Origin of the sequence: Myroides sp. NP-2 (assembly GCF_014145665.1) — a bacterium.
Lineage (GTDB): Bacteria > Bacteroidota > Bacteroidia > Flavobacteriales > Flavobacteriaceae > Flavobacterium.
On sequence record NZ_JACHTD010000002.1, the window covers coordinates 74649 to 97641 of the forward strand.

Consider the following 22993-nt stretch of genomic DNA (forward strand, 5'->3'; position numbering starts at 1 on the left):
TGTTAATAGAAGTGTTGATTTAATCTTCAAACTCTTCCTTAAGAATACGGAGCACCTCTTGAATGGTCTCTTCTTCTAAGTCCGTGCGTTTGATTAACTCTTCAACACTCAAGTTCAACACGCTTTTTGCTGTATCCAATCCAATCTTCGCAAACTCTTCAATTACCCATACATCGATTTCATCGCTGAATTCTCTTAATTCAACATCGTCATCTTCTGGGTTTAATTCACGCATCACATCGATATCAAATCCCGTTAACATTCCAGCTAACTTAATGTTTTGCCCTCCTTTACCAATTGCTCTAGAAACCTCTTCTGTATCTAAATATACATTTGCTTTTTTGGTCTCTTCATCAAATACGACTTTATTTACTTTCGCTGGTGCTAATGCACGTTTGATAAACAAATCTGTATTTGCAGTGTAATGAATCACATCGATATTTTCGTTTCCAAGTTCTCTAACGATTCCATGGATACGCGATCCTTTCATTCCCACACAAGCTCCAACAGGATCAATGCGATCATCTGATCCTTCTACAGCAATTTTTGCTTTTTCACCTGGGATACGAACGACTCTCTTTACGAAAATCTTGTCTTCTCCGATCTCCGGGATCTCTTGTTCTAACAATCTTTCTAAGAATCTGTTAGACGTTCTAGACATGATAATTTGAGGTTTTGCTCCTTTCAATTCAACAGCCTCAATAATTCCTTTTACAGTATCTCCTTTTCTGAAAAAGTCAGAAGGAATTTGTTTTTCTTTTGGCAAAACGATTTCATTTCCTTCATCATCCATCAAAATTACAACTTTTGGGCGAATATGATGCACTTCTGCTACGTAAATCTCTCCGATTACCTCTTTAAACTGCTTATATAGTGTAGCATTGTCATGCTCTGTCACTTTTGAATTCAAATATTGACGTAAAGCTAAAACAGCTCTTCTTCCAATATCTTCTAATTTTACTTCTTCTGAAACTTCTTCCCCTACTTCGAAATCAGATTCAATTTTTCTTGCTTCACTTAATGAAATTTCGTATTTCTCATCTTCAACTTCCCCGTCATTTACAACGATTCTGCTTCTAAACACCTGGAAATCTCCTTTATCAGGGTTAATAATGATATCGAAATTATCGTCATCGCCATATTTCTTTTTCAATGCATTGCGGAATACATCTTCTAAGATGGCCATTAACGTAACTCGGTCAATGTATTTTAACTCTTGAAATTCTGAGAACGATTCTACTAAACCACTATTCTCCATCTGATATTTTTTTAAAATGAAATTATTATACTAGCTTCTTTTATATTTTCGAATGGTATAACAGCTTCTTTTTCAACTGTAACCTTTCCTTTTCCAACAGCTTTAGCCTCACGGGCCTTCCACTGTAATACGATCGATGCATCTCTGACTTCAGCTATTGTCGCCTCGTATTTCTCTTGATCCAACGTAACTAATTTTACTTTTCGACCAATGTTTTTGTTATACTGACGCAATAACTTCAACGGTGATGTAGCTCCCGCAGAGGCAACTTCTAAACCAAAATCATATTCATCTCGGTCTAAATTGTGCTCAATAGCTCTACTTACATCGATACAGTCTTGCAATTTAACCCCGTGATCCCCGTCTAAGATTACCATAATCTTATTATCTGGAGATATTGTCATTTCAATCAAAAACAACTCTTGCTTCTCAGCTAAAGCCGCATCCAACAACTCTTGTACTTTGTTTTTAAATGTCATATGCTATAAAAAGAGGGGACTATTACGTCCCCTCATTATTTAACTTCTTTAATAAATAACGGTGCAAATATACTATTTTTTTTGTACTAATAAAAACTTTTGTGTATTGATAATTATATGCTTAAATTTAGAACACTAAAAAAACATGTTAATCACTTAATCCACTTTTATACGTAATTATGAAAAAAATACTAATACCTACAGATTTTTCACAACAAGCACAAAACGCGATTAAAGCAGGAGTGAATTTTGCAAAAAAACACAACGCTGAAATCATTCTACTACACATCCTCGATTTGCCTCAAGAAGCAAGTGATGGTATTAGTAAAGGTACACCTGCTCCCGAAGTGATGTTTTTCAAAAATGCAGCAGAACAAAAATTACAACAAATTGCATTAGATCCATTATTCGACGGATTAACTGTTTCGACTAGCTTGATTCTAGATCGCACCTCTCAAGGAGTAACCAAATCAGCAGTACACAACGAAGTTGATCTTATCGTGATAGGATCACACGGAGCTAGCGGAATGAAAGAGTACTTTGTAGGATCCAACACACAAAAAGTAGTTCGCACCTCTCCGGTACCTGTATTTGTAGTAAAAGGAGAATTTGACGACAACTGCATCAAAGACATCGTTTTCGCTTCTGACTTCACTAGTGAAATGAAAGATTCTTTCAAAAGCACATTAGCGCTAAACAGAATTGTTGGTGCTGATTTACACCTATTAATGGTCAACACACCGAATAGCTTTAAACCTACCCATGTAGCAGAAGAAACCTTAGATACGTTCTTAGAAGATATCACAGACAAAGAATTTGATTTGAGTATCTACAACGACATCAATGTTGAAAAGGGAATCTTAAACTACTGTAAAAAAATAGACGCAGACTTAATCGCCATTGCAACGCATGGCCGTACTGGTTTGGCGCACTTCTTTAACGGAAGTATTAGTGAAGACTTAGTAAACCACTCCCCTATTTCTGTTTTGACATTCAAAATTGACTAGTTGGAGAAGGGAGATGAGAGAAGGGAAATGAGAGAAGGGAAATGAGAGAAGGGAGATGAGAGAAGGAAATGAGAGAAGGGAAATGAGAGAAGGAGATGAGTAAAAATAGGCAATAGAAAAAGGGCAATCTTAAATGCAAGATTGCCCTTTTTTATGTCTTATTGTAACTGAACTGAACAACGATTTAACTCTAGACCTAGTTCAAGACTTCTCCAACCTTTCTTCGACAATGCTAGGAGAATACTTGGGAAAAACAGCTTTTTGTCGAAGGAAGCTCGAAGGAGTCACGAAGAAAGATCCAAGCACTCCTAATTGAAATTCCTATCGTTCACGCATTACGATTTACGCATCTCCATTCTCCCTTTTCCCTTTTCCCTTTTCCCTTCTCCCTTTTCCCTTCTCCCATCTCCAAAAAAGGCTTTTTTTATTTTAATATTTCAATATGACTTTCCGAAACAGTCTTAATTGGAATATAATTTTTCTTTCCTTCCACCAATAGACACAGGTAGATATTATCAATCGAGATAACATAGCCTTTCAATCCATCGATAGCGATGTATTGTCCTACTTCTAGATTCTTTCTAGCATAAAACGAATACAATAATTTTGTCACTACATCTTTCGCGCCTAATCCTAAAGACAAAGCAACCGTAAGTAAGATAGCTCCTATTATAATAGAGATGTTACTGGTAATAATAGAGGTATCAATTCCCATTTGATTCAAAGTCGTAATCACCACAAAAATCAAAATCAGATAGAACAGAATATTGCCAATCATACGAGCACCGACAAAATCAACGGCTTTAAGTACTTCAACAATGACTTTCTTGATCCAAGACGCAAAGTAAAGCCCTCCAATAAAAATCAACAAAGCGACGAACAATTTAGGCACAAACATCATCAAATTACCGATTTCGCGGGAAACGATAGCTAAACCAAACAGCTCGGCCCCAATAAGCACCATGAGGAATACCAAGAATACTTTTACAAAAAAGAGCAAAATCGCATCGACTTTTACCCGAATCTTAATTTTACCTAAGAACTCATTATCATCTAATCCCTCTTGAATTTTATCTAAGCGAATCAGCTTAAATAGCTTTCGAAGGATGTAGGAAAACAGCTTCAACAACAACCAACACAGGAGGACGTATCCTGCAATTAGCAGAAAACCAAAAATGCCTTTGACAAGTGAATTCATCACGTCGTTAATCATTTCGCTAGGATATTCAAAACTATATAATTTCTCCATCATGATCTTCTTTTTTAATTTTTTCTATTATTTTCTTTTCTTTTTCTTTATCAATATCTCCCATAAATGACTCCACTACTTTGGGTACCTGAACGGTATATAGCTCTGATACATCTAGGGATAACTTAATAAAATTCAAATTGTCAATCACCCGATCTTTCAGATAGTCCGGCAATTTCTCGTCTTGCAGTATTTTCTTAAAAGGATTCTCCATTATGACAACGAATTATATAATTCCACAATTTTCTTTTTAGCCCTGTGTAATCGCATCTTAACCGCACTTTCACCTAATTCTAGCAGCTGTGCGATATCTTTAATTGACTTATCATCTTGATATTTCATCAACAAAACGATCTTATCTTCCGGGTCGATTAATCCTAGTGCTTCTTGAAGCTTTTCAACAGTGAGTGAAAAGATTTCTTCATCAGTTACTTCCTCATCCGCAGTAGAAACATATAGCGTTTCTTCCTGCAATTCCACGTTATCTCTTTGCCGCCTCAAAATAGACTTTGAATAGTTAACGCAATGATTATACGTAAATGAATAAAGCCAGGTTGAAAACTTTGCTTCTCCTCTAAACGACTTTAAATTGAGGTATAATTTCACGAAAACATCCTGCGTCAAGTCTTCTGCAGCATCCCGGGATTCAGCAAATCCCAAACATTTCTGATATACTTTTTGACCATACCGATCATAGAGAATACCAAACAAACTTGTATTTCCATTGTGAATGATGAATTGAACCAATTCTTCATCTGTCATCGAAACAAAGTTTTGACTTTGCACATTCATTCTCATATTATTGTTTTACTATTCAAATGTAATGTAAGTTAACAAACACATTTCAACTTTAACACTGAATTGTTAAACATTCCTAACTTGTAACAGTTTTTCAACATATTTTCCAATCACGTCAAATTCGAGATTTACGCAATCGCCTAGGCGATAATGTTTAAAAATGGTGTGCTCTTTGGTATAGGGTATAATCGCTACACTAAAGGTGTGAATTCCCGAATCTACTACGGTTAAACTCGTACCATCAATGGTAATAGATCCTTTGGAAATCGTAATATGTGTAGCGTTTGGGTCATATTCAAATCCATAATAGGTACTTCCATCGGCATCTTCAATAGACACACAACGTCCAACCAAGTCTACGTGTCCTTGCACAATATGTCCATCCAAACGCGCATTAGCTAACATGCCACGCTCTAAATTAATTTCTTGTCCAACAGTCCACTGTCCCAATGTTGTCACATCGATGGTCTCCTTAATAGCAGTCACAGTAAAGGTTTCCTCAGTCAAAGCCACAATCGTTAAACAAATACCGTTATGCAAAACGCTCTGATCTACTTTCAATTCATTGACGAATGAACAGCCAACTGTGAGGTGTATATTCTCCTTTTCTTTGACAATATTTTTAATGATTGCAATTTCTTCAACAATTCCTGTAAACATTACTCCATTTATTTTATTAAATTTGTTTTCAAAATTACTAATAATTTATACGAAACTATGAGCCATAAAGAAGAAAATGTTAGGGTAGGAATATCAATAGGCGATTTAAATGGTATTGGCCCCGAAGTTATCCTTAAATGTTTCGAAGACAATAGAATGCTAGAGCTTTGTACTCCCGTTATCTTTGGTAGTTCAAAACCCTTATCATATATCAAAAAGAACATCAATAGCAATGTGAATTTTCAGGGCATTGACAGTTTAGACCAAACCGTTCCAGGTAAGCTGAACGTATTAAATTTGTGGAAGGAAAACGTAAACATCAATTTTGGTGTGAACGATCCTGTGGTCGGTGATTATGCAATTAAATCTTTTGTTGCCGCTACAGAAGCGTTAAAAAACGGAACGATTGACTTGCTTGTTACGGCTCCCATCAACAAATACAACAGCCAATCGGAGGAGTTTAAACATCCAGGACACACCAATTACCTCAATGAGCAATTGGAGGGTCATGCTTTAATGCTTTTAGTGAGCGACAATCTAAAAGTTGGATTGTTAACCGATCACCTTCCTTTACAAGACGTTGCACAAGCGATTACAGCGGAACGCATCATCGAAAAAGTAAAAACGGTACGAGAAGCTTTAATAACCGATTTCAACATTTTCAATCCGCGCATTGCAGTTTTGGGGCTTAATCCACATGCAGGAGACGAAGGTGTCATTGGTGTAGAAGAACAAGAAATCATGAAACCAACCTTAACAAAACTAGCAGAGGAAGGCATCCTAGTATCAGGACCCTTTCCAGCGGACGGATTTTTTGGTTCGCAACTATACAACAGCTTTGACGCTGTCATTGCCTGTTATCACGACCAAGGATTGGCTCCTTTCAAAGCGTTGTCATTTAGCAAAGGGGTGAATTACACCGCAGGTTTAAACAAGATTAGAACCTCTCCAGACCACGGAACGGCTTATGACATCGCAGGAAAAAACCTAGCTGATCCTACTTCTTTTCGCGAGGCGTTGTATCTAGCCCTCGATGTTTTCAGAAACCGAAACCGAAATATCGAAGCTAAGAGCAATCCTTTAATGCCCCAAGAAAAAGAAAATAATACAAAAAAATTTGATAATTAGCTTGTAATAATAATAATTTTTTATCTTTGCACGCTCAAATCATGTATTTGATGAATACCGAAAAAACATATTCGATATCCTTTATTGGATTGAAAAATGGAGAACATACTTTTGAATATCAAGTAGATAGTAATTTTTTTAAACATTACAATTACGATGATTTCAACAGTATACAAGCAAATATTAGCGTTCTTTTAAATAAAAAAGCTACCCTTTTAGAGATTAATTTGAAAGCAAAAGGGATTGCAAATGTACCTTGTGATGTTACAAATGAAGACTTTGATCTTCCAATTGAGAATGAATTTAACCTCATTGTCAAGTTTGGAGAGGAATTCAACAACGATCACGATGAAGTACTAATTGTACCATTTAATGAGTATGAGGTTAATCTTACTCAGTATATATACGAATTAGTAGCCCTTGCAATTCCAGTAAAGCGAGTTAGTCCTGAAGCAGCAGAAGACGAATTTGACGAAGATGAATTCGATTTTTTATTTGACAGTGACGAGGAAGACGAAGACATTGACCTAGAAGATTCACAAGCGGAGTCCGCCGATGAAGATTCAGAAAATGAAGATATAGACCCTAGATGGGAAAAATTAAAAAAACTATTAACGGATAAATAATATAGTAAAATGGCACATCCTAAGAGAAAGACCTCGAAAACAAGAAGAGATAAAAGAAGAACACACTACAAAGCTGTAGCTCCAACTATCGCTACTTGTCCTGTTACTGGTGAAGCTCACTTATTCCACAGAGCTTACTGGCACGAAGGAAAACTTTACTACAGAGGACAAGTTGTAATTGATAAAACAACAGCAGTAGAAGCATAAGCTTTTCAAAAAACACAATAAACTCTCACAGTGTGTGAGAGTTTTTTTTTGTTGAAATTTACTGAGACAACGAGTTTTAAGACTTAAAAAAGCTCCAATTCGTTTTTTTTTTGTAATTTTCGCTTCTTTTTGGAATGTTTTTATAAAGTAAAGCAACACCATATGACAAAAATACATGCAGCCATTACTGCAGTTGGTTGTTATTTGCCTGAGACAAAGTTGACCAACGCGGATTTAGAAAAAATGGTTGAAACCAACGACGAGTGGATTACCTCTCGAACAGGAATTAAAGAACGACGAATTCTTAAAGAACCTGGTAAAGGAACTTCCCACATGGCTATTAAAGCTGCGGAAGACTTAATTAAAAAATCGGGAATAGATCCAAAAGAGATAGACCTAGTTCTATTGTCAACAGCAACCCCTGATATGCCTGTAGCAATTACAGGTGTATACGTAGCTACTCAAATTGGCGCAACCAATGCATTTGCCTTTGATCTACAAGCTGCTTGTTCAAGCTTCTTATATGGGATGTCTGTTGCCTCTGCTTATATTGAATCTGGTAAATACAAGAAAGTATTGTTAATTGGATCGGACAAAATGTCTTCGATCATTGACTACACCGATCGCGCAACGTGTATCATCTTTGGAGATGCTGCCGGAGCCGTACTATTTGAACCCAATACCGAAGGTTACGGAATTATGGATGAATACCTAAGAAGTGACGGAATCGGAAGAGAATATTTAAAAATTGATGCTGGTGGTTCTATTTTACCAGCAAGCGCCGAAACAGTTGCCAACAGACAACACTATGTGTTCCAAGATGGAAAAACTGTTTTCAAATACGCCGTATCAAACATGGCTGATGTGAGTGAGAAAATCATGCAACGCAACAATCTGACGCATAGCGATATCAATTGGTTAGCGGCACATCAAGCAAACAAACGCATTATCGATGCTACTGCACATCGCATGGGCTTAGACGACTCTAAAGTCTTACTCAACATTGAGCGATACGGGAATACAACCTCTGCTACTTTACCCCTATTACTGTGTGATTACGAAAGCCAATTGAAAAAAGGTGATAATATCATTTTAGCTACATTTGGTGGAGGATTCACTTGGGGATCAATATACCTAAAGTGGGCTTACAATAGTTAATTAATTTAGAAAAAACAACTAACCAATACATTAGTATGGACATTAAAGAAATTCAAAACCTAATCAAATTCGTAGCGAAATCAGGAGCTACAGAAGTAAAATTAGAAATGGATGATTTTAAAATCACCATCAAAACAACAGAAACAGGAAGCACTGAAACAACGTATATCCAACAAGTTCCAGTAGCGCAATCAATGCCACAAGCGCCTGCAGCAGCAGCTCCAGTTGCGACTGAAGCTCCAGCAGCGGCAGCTCCAGCAGGAGATGATGCAAAATACATTACTGTAAAATCGCCAATTATTGGAACATTCTACAGAAAACCTGCACCAGACAAAGCTCCTTTCGCAGAAGTAGGAACAGTAATCAAACCTGGAGATGTAGTTTGTGTTATTGAGGCAATGAAGTTATTCAACGAAATCGAATCTGAAGTTTCAGGTAAAATCGTAAAAATCTTAGTTGACGATTCGTCACCTGTTGAGTTTGATCAACCTTTATTCTTAGTTGACCCATCTTAAGAAATTAGACAACCCTTCTCTGCTTGCAAAGAAGAAAAGTACAATTACAATTTAAAATTTCAGAAGATGTTTAAAAAAATATTAGTAGCTAATAGAGGTGAAATTGCTTTACGCATCATTAGAACGTGTAAAGAAATGGGGATTAAAACTGTAGCTGTTTACTCAACTGCAGATGCGGACAGCCTTCACGTACGCTTCGCTGACGAAGCGGTATGTATTGGTCCTGCACCCTCAAACCTATCGTATTTAAAAATTTCCAACATTATCGCTGCAGCTGAAATCACAAATGCTGATGCGATTCACCCTGGATATGGTTTCTTAGCTGAAAATGCCAAATTTTCTAAAATCTGTCAAGAGCACGGAGTAAAATTCATCGGTGCATCTCCAGAGATGATTGAAAAAATGGGAGATAAAGCAACAGCTAAAGAAACAATGAAGTTAGCTGGAGTACCAACGGTTCCAGGTTCTGATGGTTTGTTAGAATCATTAGATCACGCAAAAAAAACAGCCAAAGCTATTGGCTACCCTGTCATGATGAAAGCAACAGCTGGAGGTGGCGGTAAAGGAATGCGTGAAATCTTCAAAGAAGAAGAAATCGAAAGAGCGTGGGAAAGTGCACGTCAAGAAGCTGCTGCTGCCTTTGGAAACGACGGTATGTACATGGAAAAACTAATTGTTGATCCACGTCACATCGAAATCCAAGTAGTTGGAGATTCGTATGGAAAAGCATGTCACTTATCTGAAAGAGATTGTTCTATTCAAAGACGTCACCAAAAGCTTACCGAAGAAACACCTTCTCCATTCATGACTGATGAATTGAGAGATAAAATGGGATTAGCAGCAGTAAAAGCAGCAGAATTCATCAAATACGAAGGAGCAGGAACGATTGAGTTCTTAGTGGACAAAGATCGCAACTTCTACTTCATGGAAATGAATACTCGTATCCAAGTAGAACACCCTATCACTGAACAAGTAATTGATTACGATTTAATTCGCGAACAAATCTTAGTAGCGGCTGGTGTGCCTATCTCTGGTAAAAACTATACACCAAAACTACACTCTATCGAATGTCGTATCAACGCTGAAGACCCATTCAATGACTTCAGACCTTCTCCAGGAAAAATCACAACGTTGCATGCACCAGGAGGACATGGTGTGCGTTTAGATACGCACGTTTACTCTGGATACTCTATCCCGCCTAACTACGATTCAATGATTGCTAAGTTGATCACAACCGCTCAAACAAGAGAAGAAGCAATCAACAAAATGAAACGCGCATTAGACGAGTTTGTTATCGAAGGAATTAAAACAACAATTCCATTCCACAGACAATTGATGGATGATCCAAACTACAGAGCAGGAAACTATACCACTGCTTTCATGGAATCATTCCAGATGAAACCATTAGAAGAAGAATAATATTTTTTATTTATCTATAGCAAAGGCCACCTGATATCAGGTGGCCTTTTTGTATTACACCATTCAAATTAACACTTGTTATTGCTTCAATCATTCACACATATTTAACCTTGTTTTTGCATTTATATCACCAATACATTACATTGTAGGATATATCAACCTTAATCCCCTTTATTATGCAAAAACTATTTTTAATTCTACTTTTCCTATTAATGGGAATTTTTAGTTCTGCTTGGGCACAAACACAGAGCTACAATATGACAGGAAATCCTACAACCGCAACAACGAGAATGAACGATGCTAATGGAAAAGAAATAATTATAACAACTATCCTGTGCGATCGATCAACAACCACAAACTGCTTTGATCTAGTTTGCGAATCTGAATTCCTTCCATCATCTAGTGAGAAATCTTTTGATTTAAATCTAGACAGCAAGGGAACCTTAACCTACTATCAAGGAGAAACAAAGATTGTAACCTCAGGATTAATCAAACGATTCAAAGGAGATTTTTTCCAGAAATCCTCTTCCTTTGCAATTGAAATGATAAAGTAAAAGTCTGCTAAACAGTTAAAATGAACGGCTTATGAAACAAAAGCCATACATGACTATCCATTCTAAACTTTTACTATCATGAAAAACCTATTCCTTTATAGCCTACTCTTTCTTTTCCCTTATTATTTATGTGCTCAGGACTATGCAGCGATTGATCAATACCTTCAGGCCCATCTTGATTTAAAAGGTCAAGCAGCGGAAGGAGAAGACGAAAGTCTCACTTTATTACTCACTGTCAACGATTGCAACAATTGCATCCCCCTCCTCTACAGCTATCTCAAAGACATACCAACAAACAAACCTTATGCGGTTAACATCGTTACGGACAATATCGCGTATGCAAAAAAAGCATTGGGTGATTTAGCAACATTAAATTACCACATATATTACGACGCTAGTGTTTTTACTAAATTCTTAGCCGGTCGTTCAGGCATATACTTCAAAGACCTGAATGCTGCCATTTTCGGAGACAGGCAAGACATACAAATAAAACTCAAAAACGCAGAAGATCGACAAGCTTTTTTTAGGGATCAGAACAAAAAAGCACAAGTCCTCCTACACGATTCATTAATGAGCAACATTCCGTTTATTGCATCAACCGCTTTGCCCAACAATCAACTTTTGGTCTTTGACAACAAAATGGACCTTGGCCTGTTCTTAGACATAAAGGAGCACACAGATTCACTCTCCGTTGCACATAGTAAGTATTATGTCCCGACTTTTACAGACCCCAAAAAGCTCTTTCACTTGCCAGGCGCAACCAAAGGGGATGTATCTTTTGAAGAGATGCAGAAAATTGTCCATGCTATCCATACCCCAATGATAAAACTATACAGCATTACCTACTGGGATGGACAATACTATGCCACCTTTAGCGTTACCAGAGCCTATAAGAAAGACGATCAAACCAAGCTCTACTCCACCTATTATGTAGGGACTAAAAAGGCCAAACAACTTGACCCCCAAACCACCCTTGACCCTTCTATTTATGATCATTATTACAGCCTACAAGACTTATCTTATGAAGGGAATACATATAGTATGACCGTCTACGCTGGAACGAAACCGCAAATTGTCGAGGACAACAAATTAAATTGGAGGTTGCGCATGTCCAACAACCAAGGGGTGAATCAACGCTACTCAGGTGTGGGCACCATCGAACTTCGTGGTGAAACAGCACAACTCATAGCCATTGATCCTACTTTCGAAGAATTCATCGACCTGAATGTACTGCTAAAATGGAAGAACAAAACCTACTGCCTCAGTAGGCAAATTACAGATGCAGCAACCAACCAAGGCTATTTATTCCTCAGAGAATTCAATAGTTCCTATATCAACAATTATTTACAAAAAGTAAAAACATTATAAAAACACCCTACAATTAAGTAGGGTTGTCCCCATAAAAAATAAAAAAAAACCAAGTGAGAATAATTTTTAGTAAAAAATTCAAATTCAATCCCTTTAGCCACTAAAAAAACTATATATTTGGAGTTCTAATATTTTTATTTTTTTAAAATGCACACAGGCGTAATTAAATTCTTCAACGAAGACAAAGGATTTGGTTTCATTACAAATGAAGCTACTAAACAAGACATCTTTGTTCACATCACTGGTTTAAAAACAAAGAACGTAGAACAAGGTAACCGCGTTTCTTACGAAGAGGAACAAGGTAAAAAAGGGCTTATTGCCACTAATGTACAAGTGATAGAAGATTAAGAAAATATATATAATTTTCCGTTACAGTAAAGCTACCTAACTCGCGTTAGGTAGCTTTTTTTATGCGCTAACATACTATTTATAATTAATCTAAATACATATTGGGTTATATTAAACATTTAGCCCAACACCAAGAGTTCTAAAGCTTTGTTAAGACGATCTAGGGCTCTATATTTGTATGTTGTATTCTAACATAAAACTTGTACTTATGCAATCAAGTCAACTCGATTTTATACCAATTTTAATGCAAATCGCACTGGCTGCGGGATTTGTAGCAGTGACGATATGGGTTTCAGGTAAACTAGGCCCTAGAAAAAAATCAAAAATCAAGGATAGTACTTGGGAATGTGGACTAGAATCATTGGGAAGCGCACGTATTCCTTTTAACGTAAAATATTTCTTAGTCGCTATTCTCTTTGTTTTATTTGATGTTGAAGTGGTATTCCTTTATCCTTGGGCGATGAACTTTCAAGAATTGGGATGGGATGGATTTGCTAAAATGGGAATTTTCTTGTTCCTGTTATTAGTTGGACTATTATATGAATTTAAAAAGAAAGGTCTCGAATGGGATTAAAAAACTAGGAAGATGAGCGATAAAAAATATAAAACAGTAGAAGCTCCTGAAGGATATGTGGGAGAAGGTTTTTTTGCTACGAAATTAAGTGAAGTAGTTGGTTTGGCACGTTCTAACTCGATGTGGCCTTTACCTTTTGCAACTTCATGTTGTGGTATTGAATTTATGGCGACGATGGCTGCAACCTACGACATTGCGCGTTTTGGATCAGAGCGTATGAGTTTCTCTCCTAGACAAGCGGATATGTTGATGGTTATGGGGACAATTTCTAAAAAAATGGCTCCAATCTTACGTCAAGTATACGAACAAATGGCAGAGCCTAAATGGGTAATTGCCGTTGGTGCTTGTGCCTCTTCGGGAGGAATTTTTGACACGTACTCTGTGCTACAAGGCATCGACAAAGTGATTCCCGTAGATGTGTACGTACCAGGATGCCCGCCTAGACCGGAGCAAATATTAGATGGTGTGATGCGTTTACACGAAATTGTAAAAGCAGAATCGATCTACAGACGAGGTACAAAAGAATACGATGAGTTATTAAAATCTTATAACATAGAAAGTAAATAGATATGGCATTAGATAATCAAATCATTCAAAAGGCTTTAATCGACCAATTTGGTTTATCGGTTAAAGAATTTCACGAGCAGCATGAGATGCTTATTTTTGAAGTCGCGCCTGAAACGCTTCACGCCGTTGTTGAGTTTTTGAAAGAAAATGACCAAATGAATTTCAACTTTCTAACCGATGTTTGTGGGGTTCACTACCCAGATTCAGAAGAAGATCGTCAATTTGCCGTGGTGTATCACATGCACAACTGGATGGACAATATTCGAATTCGCTTCAAAACTTTTTTGAGCAGCAAAAATCCAACTGTTGATTCAGTGACTGATTTATTTAAATCAGCAAACTGGCAAGAAAGGGAAACCTATGATTTTTACGGCATCAAATTCAAGAACCATCCCCAGTTAAAACGCATTTTAAACATGGATGAAATGGAATCTTTCCCACTGCGCAAAGAATTTCCAATGGAAGATGAAGGAAGAACAGACAAAGACGATCGATTCTTTGGTAGAACGATTCACAATTGTTAATAACAACTGATAAAGATTTAGTATTATGTCAGATTTATTATTACCGCCAGAACAAAGATACGCGAAGCTCATAGAGGAAAAACTAAAAGAAGATGGTACAGAGTTACAGATCTTGAATTTAGGTCCTACGCACCCTGCAACGCATGGTATCTTTCAAAATATTATTTTGTTAGATGGGGAAAAGGTATTAGATGGAGAAGGAACAGTGGGTTATATTCACCGTGCTTTTGAAAAGATTGCCGAAAACCGCCCATTCTATCAAATAAACGTCTTAACGGACCGTTTGAACTACTGTTCATCGCCAATCAACAATACGGCTTGGTGGTTAACAGTTGAAAAAGCATTAGGCATAGAGATTCCAAAACGCGTACAGTATATGCGCGTGATCATCATGGAATTAGCGCGTATTGCAGACCACATCATTTGTAGTTCAGTAATGGGGGTAGACACAGGAGCTTTAACTGGTTTCTTATACGTATTCCAATACAGAGAAAAGATTTACGAAATATACGAGGAAATTTCAGGTGCACGATTGACAACCAATATGGGTAGAATCGGCGGTTTCGAGAGAGATTGGAGCCCTGCAGTTTTTCAAAAAATAGAGGAGTTTTTAGCTGAATTCCCTGCCATTTGGAGCGAATTCGAAGGCTTATTGACACGCAACAGAATCTTCATGGATCGTACTGTTGGCGTGGGTGGAATCTCAGCAGAAGAGGCAATTAACTTCGGATTTACAGGTCCAAACTTACGTGCTGCTGGTGTAGATTATGACGTGCGTGTAGCAACGCCATATTGTTCATATGAAGACTTTGAATTTGATATTCCTGTGGGAACTTCGGGTGACTGTTACGATCGTTTTTGCGTCCGCAATGCCGAGGTATGGGAAAGTTTGAAAATTATTCGTCAAGCCATGGATAAAATGCCGGAAGGTCCTTTCCACGCTGACGTACCAGAATACTATCTTCCTCCTAAAGAAGATGTATATACCAACATGGAAGCCCTAATCTATCACTTCAAAATTGTAATGGGAGAAGTTCCCGTTCCCGTAACTGAATTGTACCAATGTGTAGAAGGAGGAAATGGAGAACTAGGTTTCTACTTAATTACAGACGGCAGTAGAACCCCGTATCGATTGCATTTCAGAAGACCTTGTTTCATCATTTACCAGGCGTACAATGACATCGTAAAAGGAGGTATGTTATCAGATGCGATCATTACTTTATCAAGTTTAAACATCATTGCAGGAGAATTAGACGCTTAAATCATGGAAACGAAGAAATACAAACAAAACATAACTATCACACCCGAACTTCAACAACGCATTGACGAATTGTTGAGCCACTACCCTGCTGACAAAAAGAAATCAGCCCTTTTACCTGTGTTACACGCAGTACAAGATGCGCATGACAACTGGATCAGTGTGGAATTGATGGACAAAGTAGCGGAGATATTAGAAATTTCATCGATCGAGGTATATGAAGTAGTTACATTCTACACGATGTACAACCAAAAACCAATGGGTAAGTACACCTTTGAGTTCTGTTTAACTTCTTGCTGTGGCATTAGAGGTGCAGACGATATGATGGAATACGCTTGTGAAAAATTAGGTATTAAACCAGGAGAAACAACACCTGATGGGTTATTTTCAGTGGTTGGTGTTCAATGTTTAGGCGCTTGTGGCTATGCTCCTATGATGCAGCTTGGCGACTTTTATAAAGAACACTTAACAGCAGAAAAGATAGACCAAATCATTGATGATTGTAAAGCAGGAAAAGTAATTCTTCACGACAAATAGTAATATGGCGACAAAAATATTATTAGACAAAATAAATATCCCAGGGATAAAATCATACGAGGTATATCGTCAAAATGGCGGGTATGCTTCGGTGGAGAAAGCACTTAAAACAATGGCTCCTGATGACATTACAGAACAAGTAAAAGCATCGGGATTAAGAGGTCGTGGAGGTGCTGGATTCCCTGTTGGTTTAAAATGGAGTTTCATCGACAAAAAATCAGGCAAACCAAGACACTTGGTGTGCAACGCCGATGAATCCGAACCAGGTACCTTCAAAGATAGATACCTGATGGAGTACATTCCTCACTTATTAATTGAGGGAATGATTACCGCGAGTTATGCTTTAGGTGCAAACTTGTCTTACATCTATATTCGCGGGGAGTATATGTGGGTATTTAAAACCTTAGAACGCGCAATCAAGGAAGCATATGCTGCAGGTTGGTTGGGGAAAAATATTCTTGGCACTGACTACTCTTTAGATCTACACGTACACTGTGGTGCAGGAGCGTATATCTGCGGAGAAGAAACAGCCTTAATCGAATCATTAGAAGGAAAAAGAGGAAATCCACGCATCAAACCTCCTTTCCCTGCAGTTAGTGGTTTATGGGGAAATCCTACAGTCGTAAACAACGTAGAATCAATTGCTAATATTCCATGGATTGTCAACCATTCAGGAGACGATTATGCGAAGATTGGCTTAGGTCGTTCAACGGGAACTAAATTGATTTCGGCTTCAGGTCATATCAGAAAACCCGGAGTATACGAAATTGAAATGGGAATTACGGTAGAGGAATTTATCAATTCGGACGAATACTGTGGAGGTATGATGGACGATAGACCAATCAAGGCTTTGATTCCTGGCGGGTCTTCTGTGCCGATTTTACCTGCTCACTTAATATATAAAACTGCAACAGGTGAAGATCGTTTAATGACGTATGAATCTTTGTCTGAGGGCGGTTTTGAATCGGGATCTATGTTGGGTTCTGGAGGTTTCATCGTGTACAATGATACCGCTTGTATCGTAAGAAACACCTGGAACTTTGCTCGTTTCTACGCACACGAAAGTTGTGGACAATGTTCGCCTTGTCGCGAGGGAACGGGTTGGATGGAAAAGGTATTGCACAGAATAGAAACAGGGCAAGGAACAATGGAAGACATTGACTTGTTGTGGAACATCCAAAGCAATATTGAAGGAAACACCATTTGTCCATTAGGAGATGCTGCGGCTTGGCCAGTAGCTGCTGCTATTAGACATTTTAGAGAGGAGTTTGAATATCACGTTTTATTCCCAGAAAAGGTAAAAGACAGAAACCACTTTGTACAAGAACCTTTCGCGAGCGTAAAACACTTGATTAATAAATAATTCACGCTAATTTTTTAGCTAAAAAGCACAATTTATGAAAGTTACTATAGACGGACATGAAATAGAAGTAGAACCAGGAACATCCATTCTACAAGCAGCAAGAATGATTGGTGGGGAATCTGTTCCACCAGCAATGTGCTATTACTCAAAACTAGAGGGAACAGGAGGAAAATGTAGAGCTTGTTTGGTAGAAGTTTCCAAAGGTAGCGAAGCAGATCCCCGTCCGATGCCTAAACTAATGGCCTCTTGTAAAACAGGGGTTATGGATGGTATGGAAGTAAAAAGCATCTCTTCGCCAAGAGTTTTAGAAGCGAGAAAAGCAGTAACTGAATTTCTTTTGATTAATCACCCTTTAGATTGCCCTGTGTGTGATCAAGCGGGAGAATGTGATTTACAAAACTTGGCATTCCAACACGGAAAGGAACAAAAAAGATATCAAGAAGAAAAGAGAACGTTTGAACCGGAGAATATTGGAGACAAGATCCAATTACACATGAATCGCTGTATCCTTTGTTACCGCTGTGTAAAAACGGCAGAACAATTAACTGACGAACGCGTTCACGGTGTATGTGGTAGAGGGGAACACGCGCAAATTTCGACGTATATTTCAGCAGCTATCGACAACGAATTCTCTGGAAATATGATTGACGTATGTCCTGTTGGTGCTTTAACAGACAAAACCTTCCGTTTCAAATCGCGTGTGTGGTTCAACAAACCGTACAATGCGCACCGAAACTGTCCGACATGTTCAGGAAAAGTAACCTTGTGGATGTTTGGAGAAGAAATTCAACGTGTAACAGCTCGCAAAGACGAATTCCACGAAGTAGAAGAATTTATCTGTAACTCGTGTCGATTTGACCACAAAGAAACAAGTGACTGGGTAATTGAAGGCCCGCGCAAATTCGAAAAATTCTCTGTTATCAATCAAAATAACTACACCAAGAAATTAGATCATGTAGTGATTAAAACAGAAAAACACATTTTAGAAGGACGCGAGCAAGATCGCAAGAAGATCAGTATGAAAGCTATCCCTTTGACGAACGAAGAATCTAAAGAATAAAACGGTAAAAAATGGATAAAGCTATTATTATAGATAAAGCAGTTATTATTGTAGTTGTATTCGCAATTACAATGCTTATGGCGATGTATGCTACGCTAGCTGAGCGAAAAATCGCAGCGTGGATACAAGATCGTTTAGGTCCAAACCGTGCAGGTAAAGGAGGGGTTTTACAACCTTTAGCCGATGGTTTAAAACTATTCGCTAAAGAAGAATACGAGCCAACAACACCTAACCGATTCTTATTCAAATTTGGTCCTTTCTTGGCGATGACACTGGCTTTAATGACTAGTGCTGTTCTGCCGTGGGGCGATAAATTTGTACTATTTGGCAGAGAAATTATTCTGCAAGCCGCAGATCTCAACGTAGGTATCTTATATGTACTTGCTGTTCTTTCTGTAGGAGTTTATGGAATTATGATTGGAGCCTGGGCATCCAACAATAAATACTCGTTGATGAGTGGTATTCGTGCCGCTTCTCAAATGATTTCATACGAAATTGCTATGGGACTTTCCCTTATCTCTTTGTTGTTACTCACGCAAAGTATGAGCATGAGAGAAATTGCCCTGCAACAAAGTGGAATGAACTGGAACGTATTTTATCAACCGATCGGGTTTTTAATTTTCTTAATCTGTTCTTTTGCAGAAACCAATAGAGCACCTTTTGACTTAGCTGAATGTGAACAAGAGCTAATCGGTGGATTCCACACAGAGTATTCCTCTATGAAAATGGGATTCTATTTATTTGCTGAATATGCAAACTTGTTTATTTCATCAGCTATTATCTCTGTGCTATTCTTTGGAGCCTATAACTATCCAGGAATGGCTTGGGCAGTTGAAAACTGGGGCGTAAATATAGCCAACGTATTGGGTATTATCGCTCTGTTTACGAAAATCTGTTTCTTCATTTTTGTCTATATGTGGGTGCGTTGGACTTTACCGCGTTTCCGTTATGACCAATTGATGAACTTAGGATGGAAAACCTTAATCCCATTGGCATTATTGAACTTAATCGTTACAGCTGTTGTAATCTTACTATTAAACTAATTAAACATGTCATCAACTAATACATATTCTTTATCAGGAAGAAAGAAGATGGTTTCTAACAAGAAACTGACTTGGAGTGAGCGCATCTACTTGGTTGCGATTTTCAAAGGAATGATGGTTACCTTAAAACACATGTTTAAGAAAAAGGTGACAATTTCTTATCCTGAACAAACGCGTCCATTTAGCCCAGTTTACCGTGGTAGACATACCTTAATGCGCGACGATGAAGGAAGGGAGCGCTGTACCGCTTGTGGTTTATGTGCTTTATCTTGTCCTGCAGAGGCCATCACCATGAAGGCCGCAGAACGCAAACCAGAAGAAAAACACTTATACCGCGAAGAAAAGTATGCAGAGATCTACGAGATCAATATGCTGCGCTGTATCTTCTGTGGGCTATGTGAAGAGTCTTGTCCGAAACAAGCGATTTACTTAACTAAATCTGGCGCGATCACCAAAGCAGATGTTACACGCGAAAACTTTATCTACGGAAAAGATAAATTGGTTATGCCTTTAGAGGCTGCTATTGCTAATACGAACAAACAGAATCAAGCGTAATTATGGTAGAGATTTTATTTTATATCCTTTCGACAATTACCCTCGGAAGTGCAGCGTTAACGTTGTTGAGTAAAAACCCTATTCACAGTGCCTTGTGGTTAGTTGTTAGTTTCTTCTCAATAGCGGGTCATTACATCCTCCTTAACTCTCAGTTTTTAGGTATGATCCACATTATGGTTTACTCTGGCGCAATTATGATTTTAATGTTATTTACCATCATGTTAATGAACTTAAATATCAGCCACGAAGTTTCAAAACCACTCATCTCTAAAGTAACCGCAACAATTGCCTTCTGTTTAGTAGGATTACTGTTGCTATCGATCACTTTAAGAGGAAATCAAGCGTACGAATTACAATATGCTAACCACGGACAAGATTTTCAATCGGTTCACGTGTTAGGAAAAGTATTATTGAATGAATATGTAGTTCCTTTCGAGATGATTGCAGTATTACTTTTACTGGCAATGATTGGAGCCGTATTGATTTCTAAAAAAGACAAATCTGAAAAAGCAGTATAATTATGGAAAATGTAATTGAAATCATCGGTATTGATAAATACATCTACTTATCTATTATATTATTCTGTCTTGGAGTGTTTGGAATATTATATAGAAGAAACGCAATTGTGATGTTTATGTGCATTGAAATCATGTTGAACTCAGCGAATATGTTGTTAGTCGCGTTTTCAACCTATCACCAAGACGCACAAGGACAAGTTTTTGTTTTCTTTACAATGGCGGTTGCCGCAGCAGAAGTTGCTGTGGGATTAGCTATCCTTGTATCGATCTACAGAAATATTGGCGCAATTGACATTGATAAATTAAAGAACTTAAAAGGATAATTCCTTATGGATACAAACGTAATTTTACTTTTATTATTAGTCCCTTTACTCGGGACTTTGGTTAATGTTTTCTTTGGAAAGAAATTAGGTAATGGTTCAGGAGTTATCGCAACTGTAGCAGTTTTAATTTCTTTTATCATTTCGTTATTGGCTTTTATCCAAGTAAACAATAGCAAACAGCCCATTGAAATAGAATTGTTCGAATGGATGGCCTTGGCTAACTTCAACGTTACTTTTGGCTTTTTACTCGATCAACTATCGCTTTTGTGGTTGCTATTTGTAACGGGGATCGGTACCTTAATTCACTGGTATTCGACCAACTACATGAAAAATGACGAAAACTATGCGAAGTTTTTCGCTTATTTGAATCTATTCATCTTCTTTATGATCGTATTAGTTACCGGAAGTAACTTATTGATCACATTCATCGGATGGGAAGGTGTTGGATTGTGTTCCTATTTACTAATCGGCTTTTGGCATAAAAACCAGTCGTATAACGACGCTGCTAAAAAAGCATTTATCATGAACCGCATAGGGGATTTGGGCTTTTTAGTAGGTGTATTTATTTTGGCTTTCTTATTCCAATCGTTAGATTATATGACCATTAAAGAGGCGTTAATGCAGGGAACGAACCACCAAATCAACATGTGGATTGGTTGGGCTGCTTTAGCTTTATTTATTGGAGCTGTAGGAAAAAGTGCGCAAATTCCATTGTACACTTGGTTACCTGATGCGATGGCAGGACCAACACCTGTTTCTGCGTTAATACACGCGGCAACCATGGTGACAGCAGGTATCTTCTTAATCACCCGCTTAAACTTTGTGTTTGACCTTGCGCCACACATACAAAATATTATCGCTATCGTTGGAGCTGTAACATCATTGTTCGCTGCTTCTATTGGTTTAGTGCAAACAGACATCAAAAAAGTATTGGCTTATTCAACAGTATCTCAATTGGGATTAATGTTTATGGCCGTTGGATTTGGTGCATATGAAATCGCAGTGTTCCACGTTGTAACACACGCATTCTTTAAAGCTTGTTTATTCTTAGGCTCTGGATCTGTTATCCACGCTATGGGCGGTGAACAAGACATGAGAAATATGGGAGGCTTAAAGAAATTTATGCCCGCTACTTATGCAACCTTCCTATTGGCAACTATTGCCATATCAGGGTTCCCTCCTTTCTCTGGCTTCTTCTCTAAGGATGAAATCTTACTAACCGCTTTTAGCCACAATCCGGTCTTATATGTTATCGGATCACTTGCTTCAATTATGACGGCTTTCTATATGTTTAGATTGTTGTACTTGACTTTCTTCAAAAACTTTAGAGGAACACAAGAACAAAAAAATCACTTACACGAAAGTCCTGCAGCCATCACAGTTCCACTTTGGATCTTGGCTATATTGTCAGTGGTAGGTGGAGTTATTAGCTTACCTGGAAATAGCTGGTTGACAAGCTATTTAGAACCGATTATTGTAAATAGTGCCAATGCTCATCCACATGTGTTGGGTACAACCGAATACATCTTAATGGCTATTGCCGTTATCGGTGCTTGTATTGGTCTATTCATTGCATACAGCAAATACATCAAAAAAGGTGATCTTCCTCCTGCAGATGAACAAATGACAGGATTCCACAAAGTTTTATACAACAAATACTACATAGACGAAATCTATATGAAAGTAATTGTAAAACCAATTTACACCCTTTCTGTTTTCTTTAGAGACGTTGTTGAAGTCGTGTTGTCAGAAGCCATTTACGGATTAGGAAAAATAGCAGACGGGTTGTCTCTACAAGGGAAAAAGGCACAAAACGGAAATATCGGATTGTACTTATTCGCCTTTGTATTCGGAATCTGTTTGATGTTGTATTATTTATTCATTGCAAGATAATTTA

Annotated in this window: 28 protein-coding genes; 22 read left to right on the forward strand and 6 right to left on the reverse strand. The window is 37.8% G+C overall.

Features of this window, described 5'->3' with window-relative positions; all coding sequences use genetic code 11:
* Positions 1-19: 19 nt before the first annotated feature.
* Both nusA and rimP read right to left on the reverse strand, forming a co-directional pair.
* Complete coding sequence (gene nusA, locus H4K35_RS02745) at positions 20-1258, reverse strand: transcription termination factor NusA (protein WP_182625859.1); 1239 nt, start codon at positions 1256-1258, stop codon at positions 20-22.
* A gap of 11 nt (positions 1259-1269) precedes the next feature.
* A complete protein-coding gene (gene rimP, locus H4K35_RS02750) occupies positions 1270-1737 on the reverse strand; it encodes a ribosome assembly cofactor RimP (RefSeq protein WP_182625860.1) in 468 nt (155 codons plus the stop codon).
* A 179-nt stretch (positions 1738-1916) separates the two neighbouring features.
* Between rimP and H4K35_RS02755 the strand changes: the two genes are divergently transcribed.
* On the forward strand, positions 1917-2744 hold the full coding sequence (locus H4K35_RS02755; RefSeq protein ID WP_182625861.1) for a universal stress protein: 828 nt from the start codon (positions 1917-1919) through the stop codon (positions 2742-2744).
* Positions 2745-3168: 424 nt separating this feature from the next.
* On the opposite strand, the gene H4K35_RS02760 is transcribed toward H4K35_RS02755, so the two are convergent.
* From H4K35_RS02760 to H4K35_RS02775, 4 genes are all read right to left on the reverse strand, one after another.
* Positions 3169-3996: a mechanosensitive ion channel gene (locus H4K35_RS02760; protein WP_255492344.1), complete on the reverse strand. Its 828-nt coding sequence runs from the start codon at positions 3994-3996 to the stop codon at positions 3169-3171.
* A complete protein-coding gene (locus tag H4K35_RS02765) occupies positions 3977-4207 on the reverse strand; it encodes a hypothetical protein (RefSeq protein ID WP_182625862.1) in 231 nt (76 codons plus the stop codon). The genes H4K35_RS02760 and H4K35_RS02765 overlap by 20 nt, the downstream gene beginning before the upstream one ends.
* Positions 4207-4791: an RNA polymerase sigma factor gene (locus H4K35_RS02770; protein ID WP_182625863.1), complete on the reverse strand. Its 585-nt coding sequence runs from the start codon at positions 4789-4791 to the stop codon at positions 4207-4209. Before H4K35_RS02770 ends, H4K35_RS02765 begins: the two co-directional genes overlap by 1 nt.
* Before the next feature lie 66 nt (positions 4792-4857).
* Positions 4858-5451 carry a riboflavin synthase gene (locus H4K35_RS02775; RefSeq protein ID WP_182625864.1) on the reverse strand — a complete coding sequence of 198 codons (594 nt, stop codon included), beginning with the start codon at positions 5449-5451 and terminating at the stop codon, positions 4858-4860.
* 57 nt (positions 5452-5508) lie between these two features.
* Here H4K35_RS02775 and pdxA point away from each other — a divergent pair, with 57 nt between their 5' ends.
* From pdxA to nuoL, 21 genes are all read left to right on the forward strand, one after another.
* Positions 5509-6579 (forward strand): 4-hydroxythreonine-4-phosphate dehydrogenase PdxA, encoded by a 1071-nt coding sequence (gene pdxA / locus H4K35_RS02780; protein ID WP_182625865.1) that lies wholly within the window; start codon positions 5509-5511, stop codon positions 6577-6579.
* Positions 6580-6629: 50 nt separating this feature from the next.
* Positions 6630-7205 (forward strand): DUF177 domain-containing protein, encoded by a 576-nt coding sequence (locus H4K35_RS02785; protein WP_182625866.1) that lies wholly within the window; start codon positions 6630-6632, stop codon positions 7203-7205.
* Between the two features lie 9 nt (positions 7206-7214).
* Positions 7215-7412 carry a 50S ribosomal protein L32 gene (gene rpmF, locus H4K35_RS02790; RefSeq protein WP_002989043.1) on the forward strand — a complete coding sequence of 66 codons (198 nt, stop codon included), beginning with the start codon at positions 7215-7217 and terminating at the stop codon, positions 7410-7412.
* Positions 7413-7574: 162 nt separating this feature from the next.
* A complete protein-coding gene (locus H4K35_RS02795) occupies positions 7575-8570 on the forward strand; it encodes a beta-ketoacyl-ACP synthase III (RefSeq protein ID WP_182625867.1) in 996 nt (331 codons plus the stop codon).
* 35 nt (positions 8571-8605) lie between these two features.
* Positions 8606-9085: an acetyl-CoA carboxylase biotin carboxyl carrier protein gene (gene accB, locus H4K35_RS02800; protein ID WP_182625868.1), complete on the forward strand. Its 480-nt coding sequence runs from the start codon at positions 8606-8608 to the stop codon at positions 9083-9085.
* Positions 9086-9151: 66 nt separating this feature from the next.
* Entirely contained in the window at positions 9152-10504 is a 1353-nt protein-coding gene (gene accC / locus H4K35_RS02805; protein ID WP_182625869.1) for an acetyl-CoA carboxylase biotin carboxylase subunit, read from the forward strand.
* A 176-nt stretch (positions 10505-10680) separates the two neighbouring features.
* Positions 10681-11058, forward strand: a complete 378-nt coding sequence (locus tag H4K35_RS02810) for a hypothetical protein (protein ID WP_182625870.1) — start codon at positions 10681-10683, stop codon at positions 11056-11058.
* 78 nt (positions 11059-11136) lie between these two features.
* Complete coding sequence (locus tag H4K35_RS02815; protein ID WP_182625871.1) at positions 11137-12426, forward strand: hypothetical protein; 1290 nt, start codon at positions 11137-11139, stop codon at positions 12424-12426.
* 147 nt (positions 12427-12573) lie between these two features.
* A complete protein-coding gene (locus H4K35_RS02820; RefSeq protein ID WP_182625872.1) occupies positions 12574-12774 on the forward strand; it encodes a cold-shock protein in 201 nt (66 codons plus the stop codon).
* Between the two features lie 208 nt (positions 12775-12982).
* The gene (locus H4K35_RS02825; protein WP_182625873.1) at positions 12983-13348 is read left to right on the forward strand and encodes an NADH-quinone oxidoreductase subunit A; all 366 of its coding nucleotides are present in this window, start codon (positions 12983-12985) and stop codon (positions 13346-13348) included.
* Between the two features lie 12 nt (positions 13349-13360).
* Positions 13361-13915, forward strand: a complete 555-nt coding sequence (locus H4K35_RS02830; protein WP_182625874.1) for an NADH-quinone oxidoreductase subunit B — start codon at positions 13361-13363, stop codon at positions 13913-13915.
* Positions 13916-13917: 2 nt separating this feature from the next.
* Complete coding sequence (locus H4K35_RS02835) at positions 13918-14439, forward strand: NADH-quinone oxidoreductase subunit C (RefSeq protein WP_182625875.1); 522 nt, start codon at positions 13918-13920, stop codon at positions 14437-14439.
* Between the two features lie 25 nt (positions 14440-14464).
* Positions 14465-15700 (forward strand): NADH-quinone oxidoreductase subunit D, encoded by a 1236-nt coding sequence (locus tag H4K35_RS02840; protein ID WP_182625876.1) that lies wholly within the window; start codon positions 14465-14467, stop codon positions 15698-15700.
* Positions 15701-15703: 3 nt separating this feature from the next.
* Positions 15704-16234: an NAD(P)H-dependent oxidoreductase subunit E gene (gene nuoE / locus H4K35_RS02845; protein ID WP_182625877.1), complete on the forward strand. Its 531-nt coding sequence runs from the start codon at positions 15704-15706 to the stop codon at positions 16232-16234.
* Between the two features lie 4 nt (positions 16235-16238).
* A complete protein-coding gene (gene nuoF / locus H4K35_RS02850; protein WP_182625878.1) occupies positions 16239-17597 on the forward strand; it encodes an NADH-quinone oxidoreductase subunit NuoF in 1359 nt (452 codons plus the stop codon).
* A gap of 34 nt (positions 17598-17631) precedes the next feature.
* Entirely contained in the window at positions 17632-18657 is a 1026-nt protein-coding gene (locus H4K35_RS02855; RefSeq protein ID WP_182625879.1) for a 2Fe-2S iron-sulfur cluster-binding protein, read from the forward strand.
* Between the two features lie 11 nt (positions 18658-18668).
* Positions 18669-19700: an NADH-quinone oxidoreductase subunit NuoH gene (gene nuoH / locus H4K35_RS02860; protein WP_182625880.1), complete on the forward strand. Its 1032-nt coding sequence runs from the start codon at positions 18669-18671 to the stop codon at positions 19698-19700.
* Between the two features lie 6 nt (positions 19701-19706).
* Positions 19707-20255 carry an NADH-quinone oxidoreductase subunit I gene (locus H4K35_RS02865; protein WP_182625881.1) on the forward strand — a complete coding sequence of 183 codons (549 nt, stop codon included), beginning with the start codon at positions 19707-19709 and terminating at the stop codon, positions 20253-20255.
* Positions 20256-20257: 2 nt separating this feature from the next.
* On the forward strand, positions 20258-20773 hold the full coding sequence (locus H4K35_RS02870; RefSeq protein WP_182625882.1) for an NADH-quinone oxidoreductase subunit J: 516 nt from the start codon (positions 20258-20260) through the stop codon (positions 20771-20773).
* 2 nt (positions 20774-20775) lie between these two features.
* Positions 20776-21096, forward strand: coding sequence for an NADH-quinone oxidoreductase subunit NuoK (gene nuoK, locus H4K35_RS02875; protein WP_182625883.1), 321 nt, complete (start codon positions 20776-20778; stop codon positions 21094-21096).
* A 6-nt stretch (positions 21097-21102) separates the two neighbouring features.
* A complete protein-coding gene (gene nuoL, locus H4K35_RS02880) occupies positions 21103-22989 on the forward strand; it encodes an NADH-quinone oxidoreductase subunit L (protein ID WP_182625884.1) in 1887 nt (628 codons plus the stop codon).
* Positions 22990-22993 lie beyond the last annotated feature (4 nt).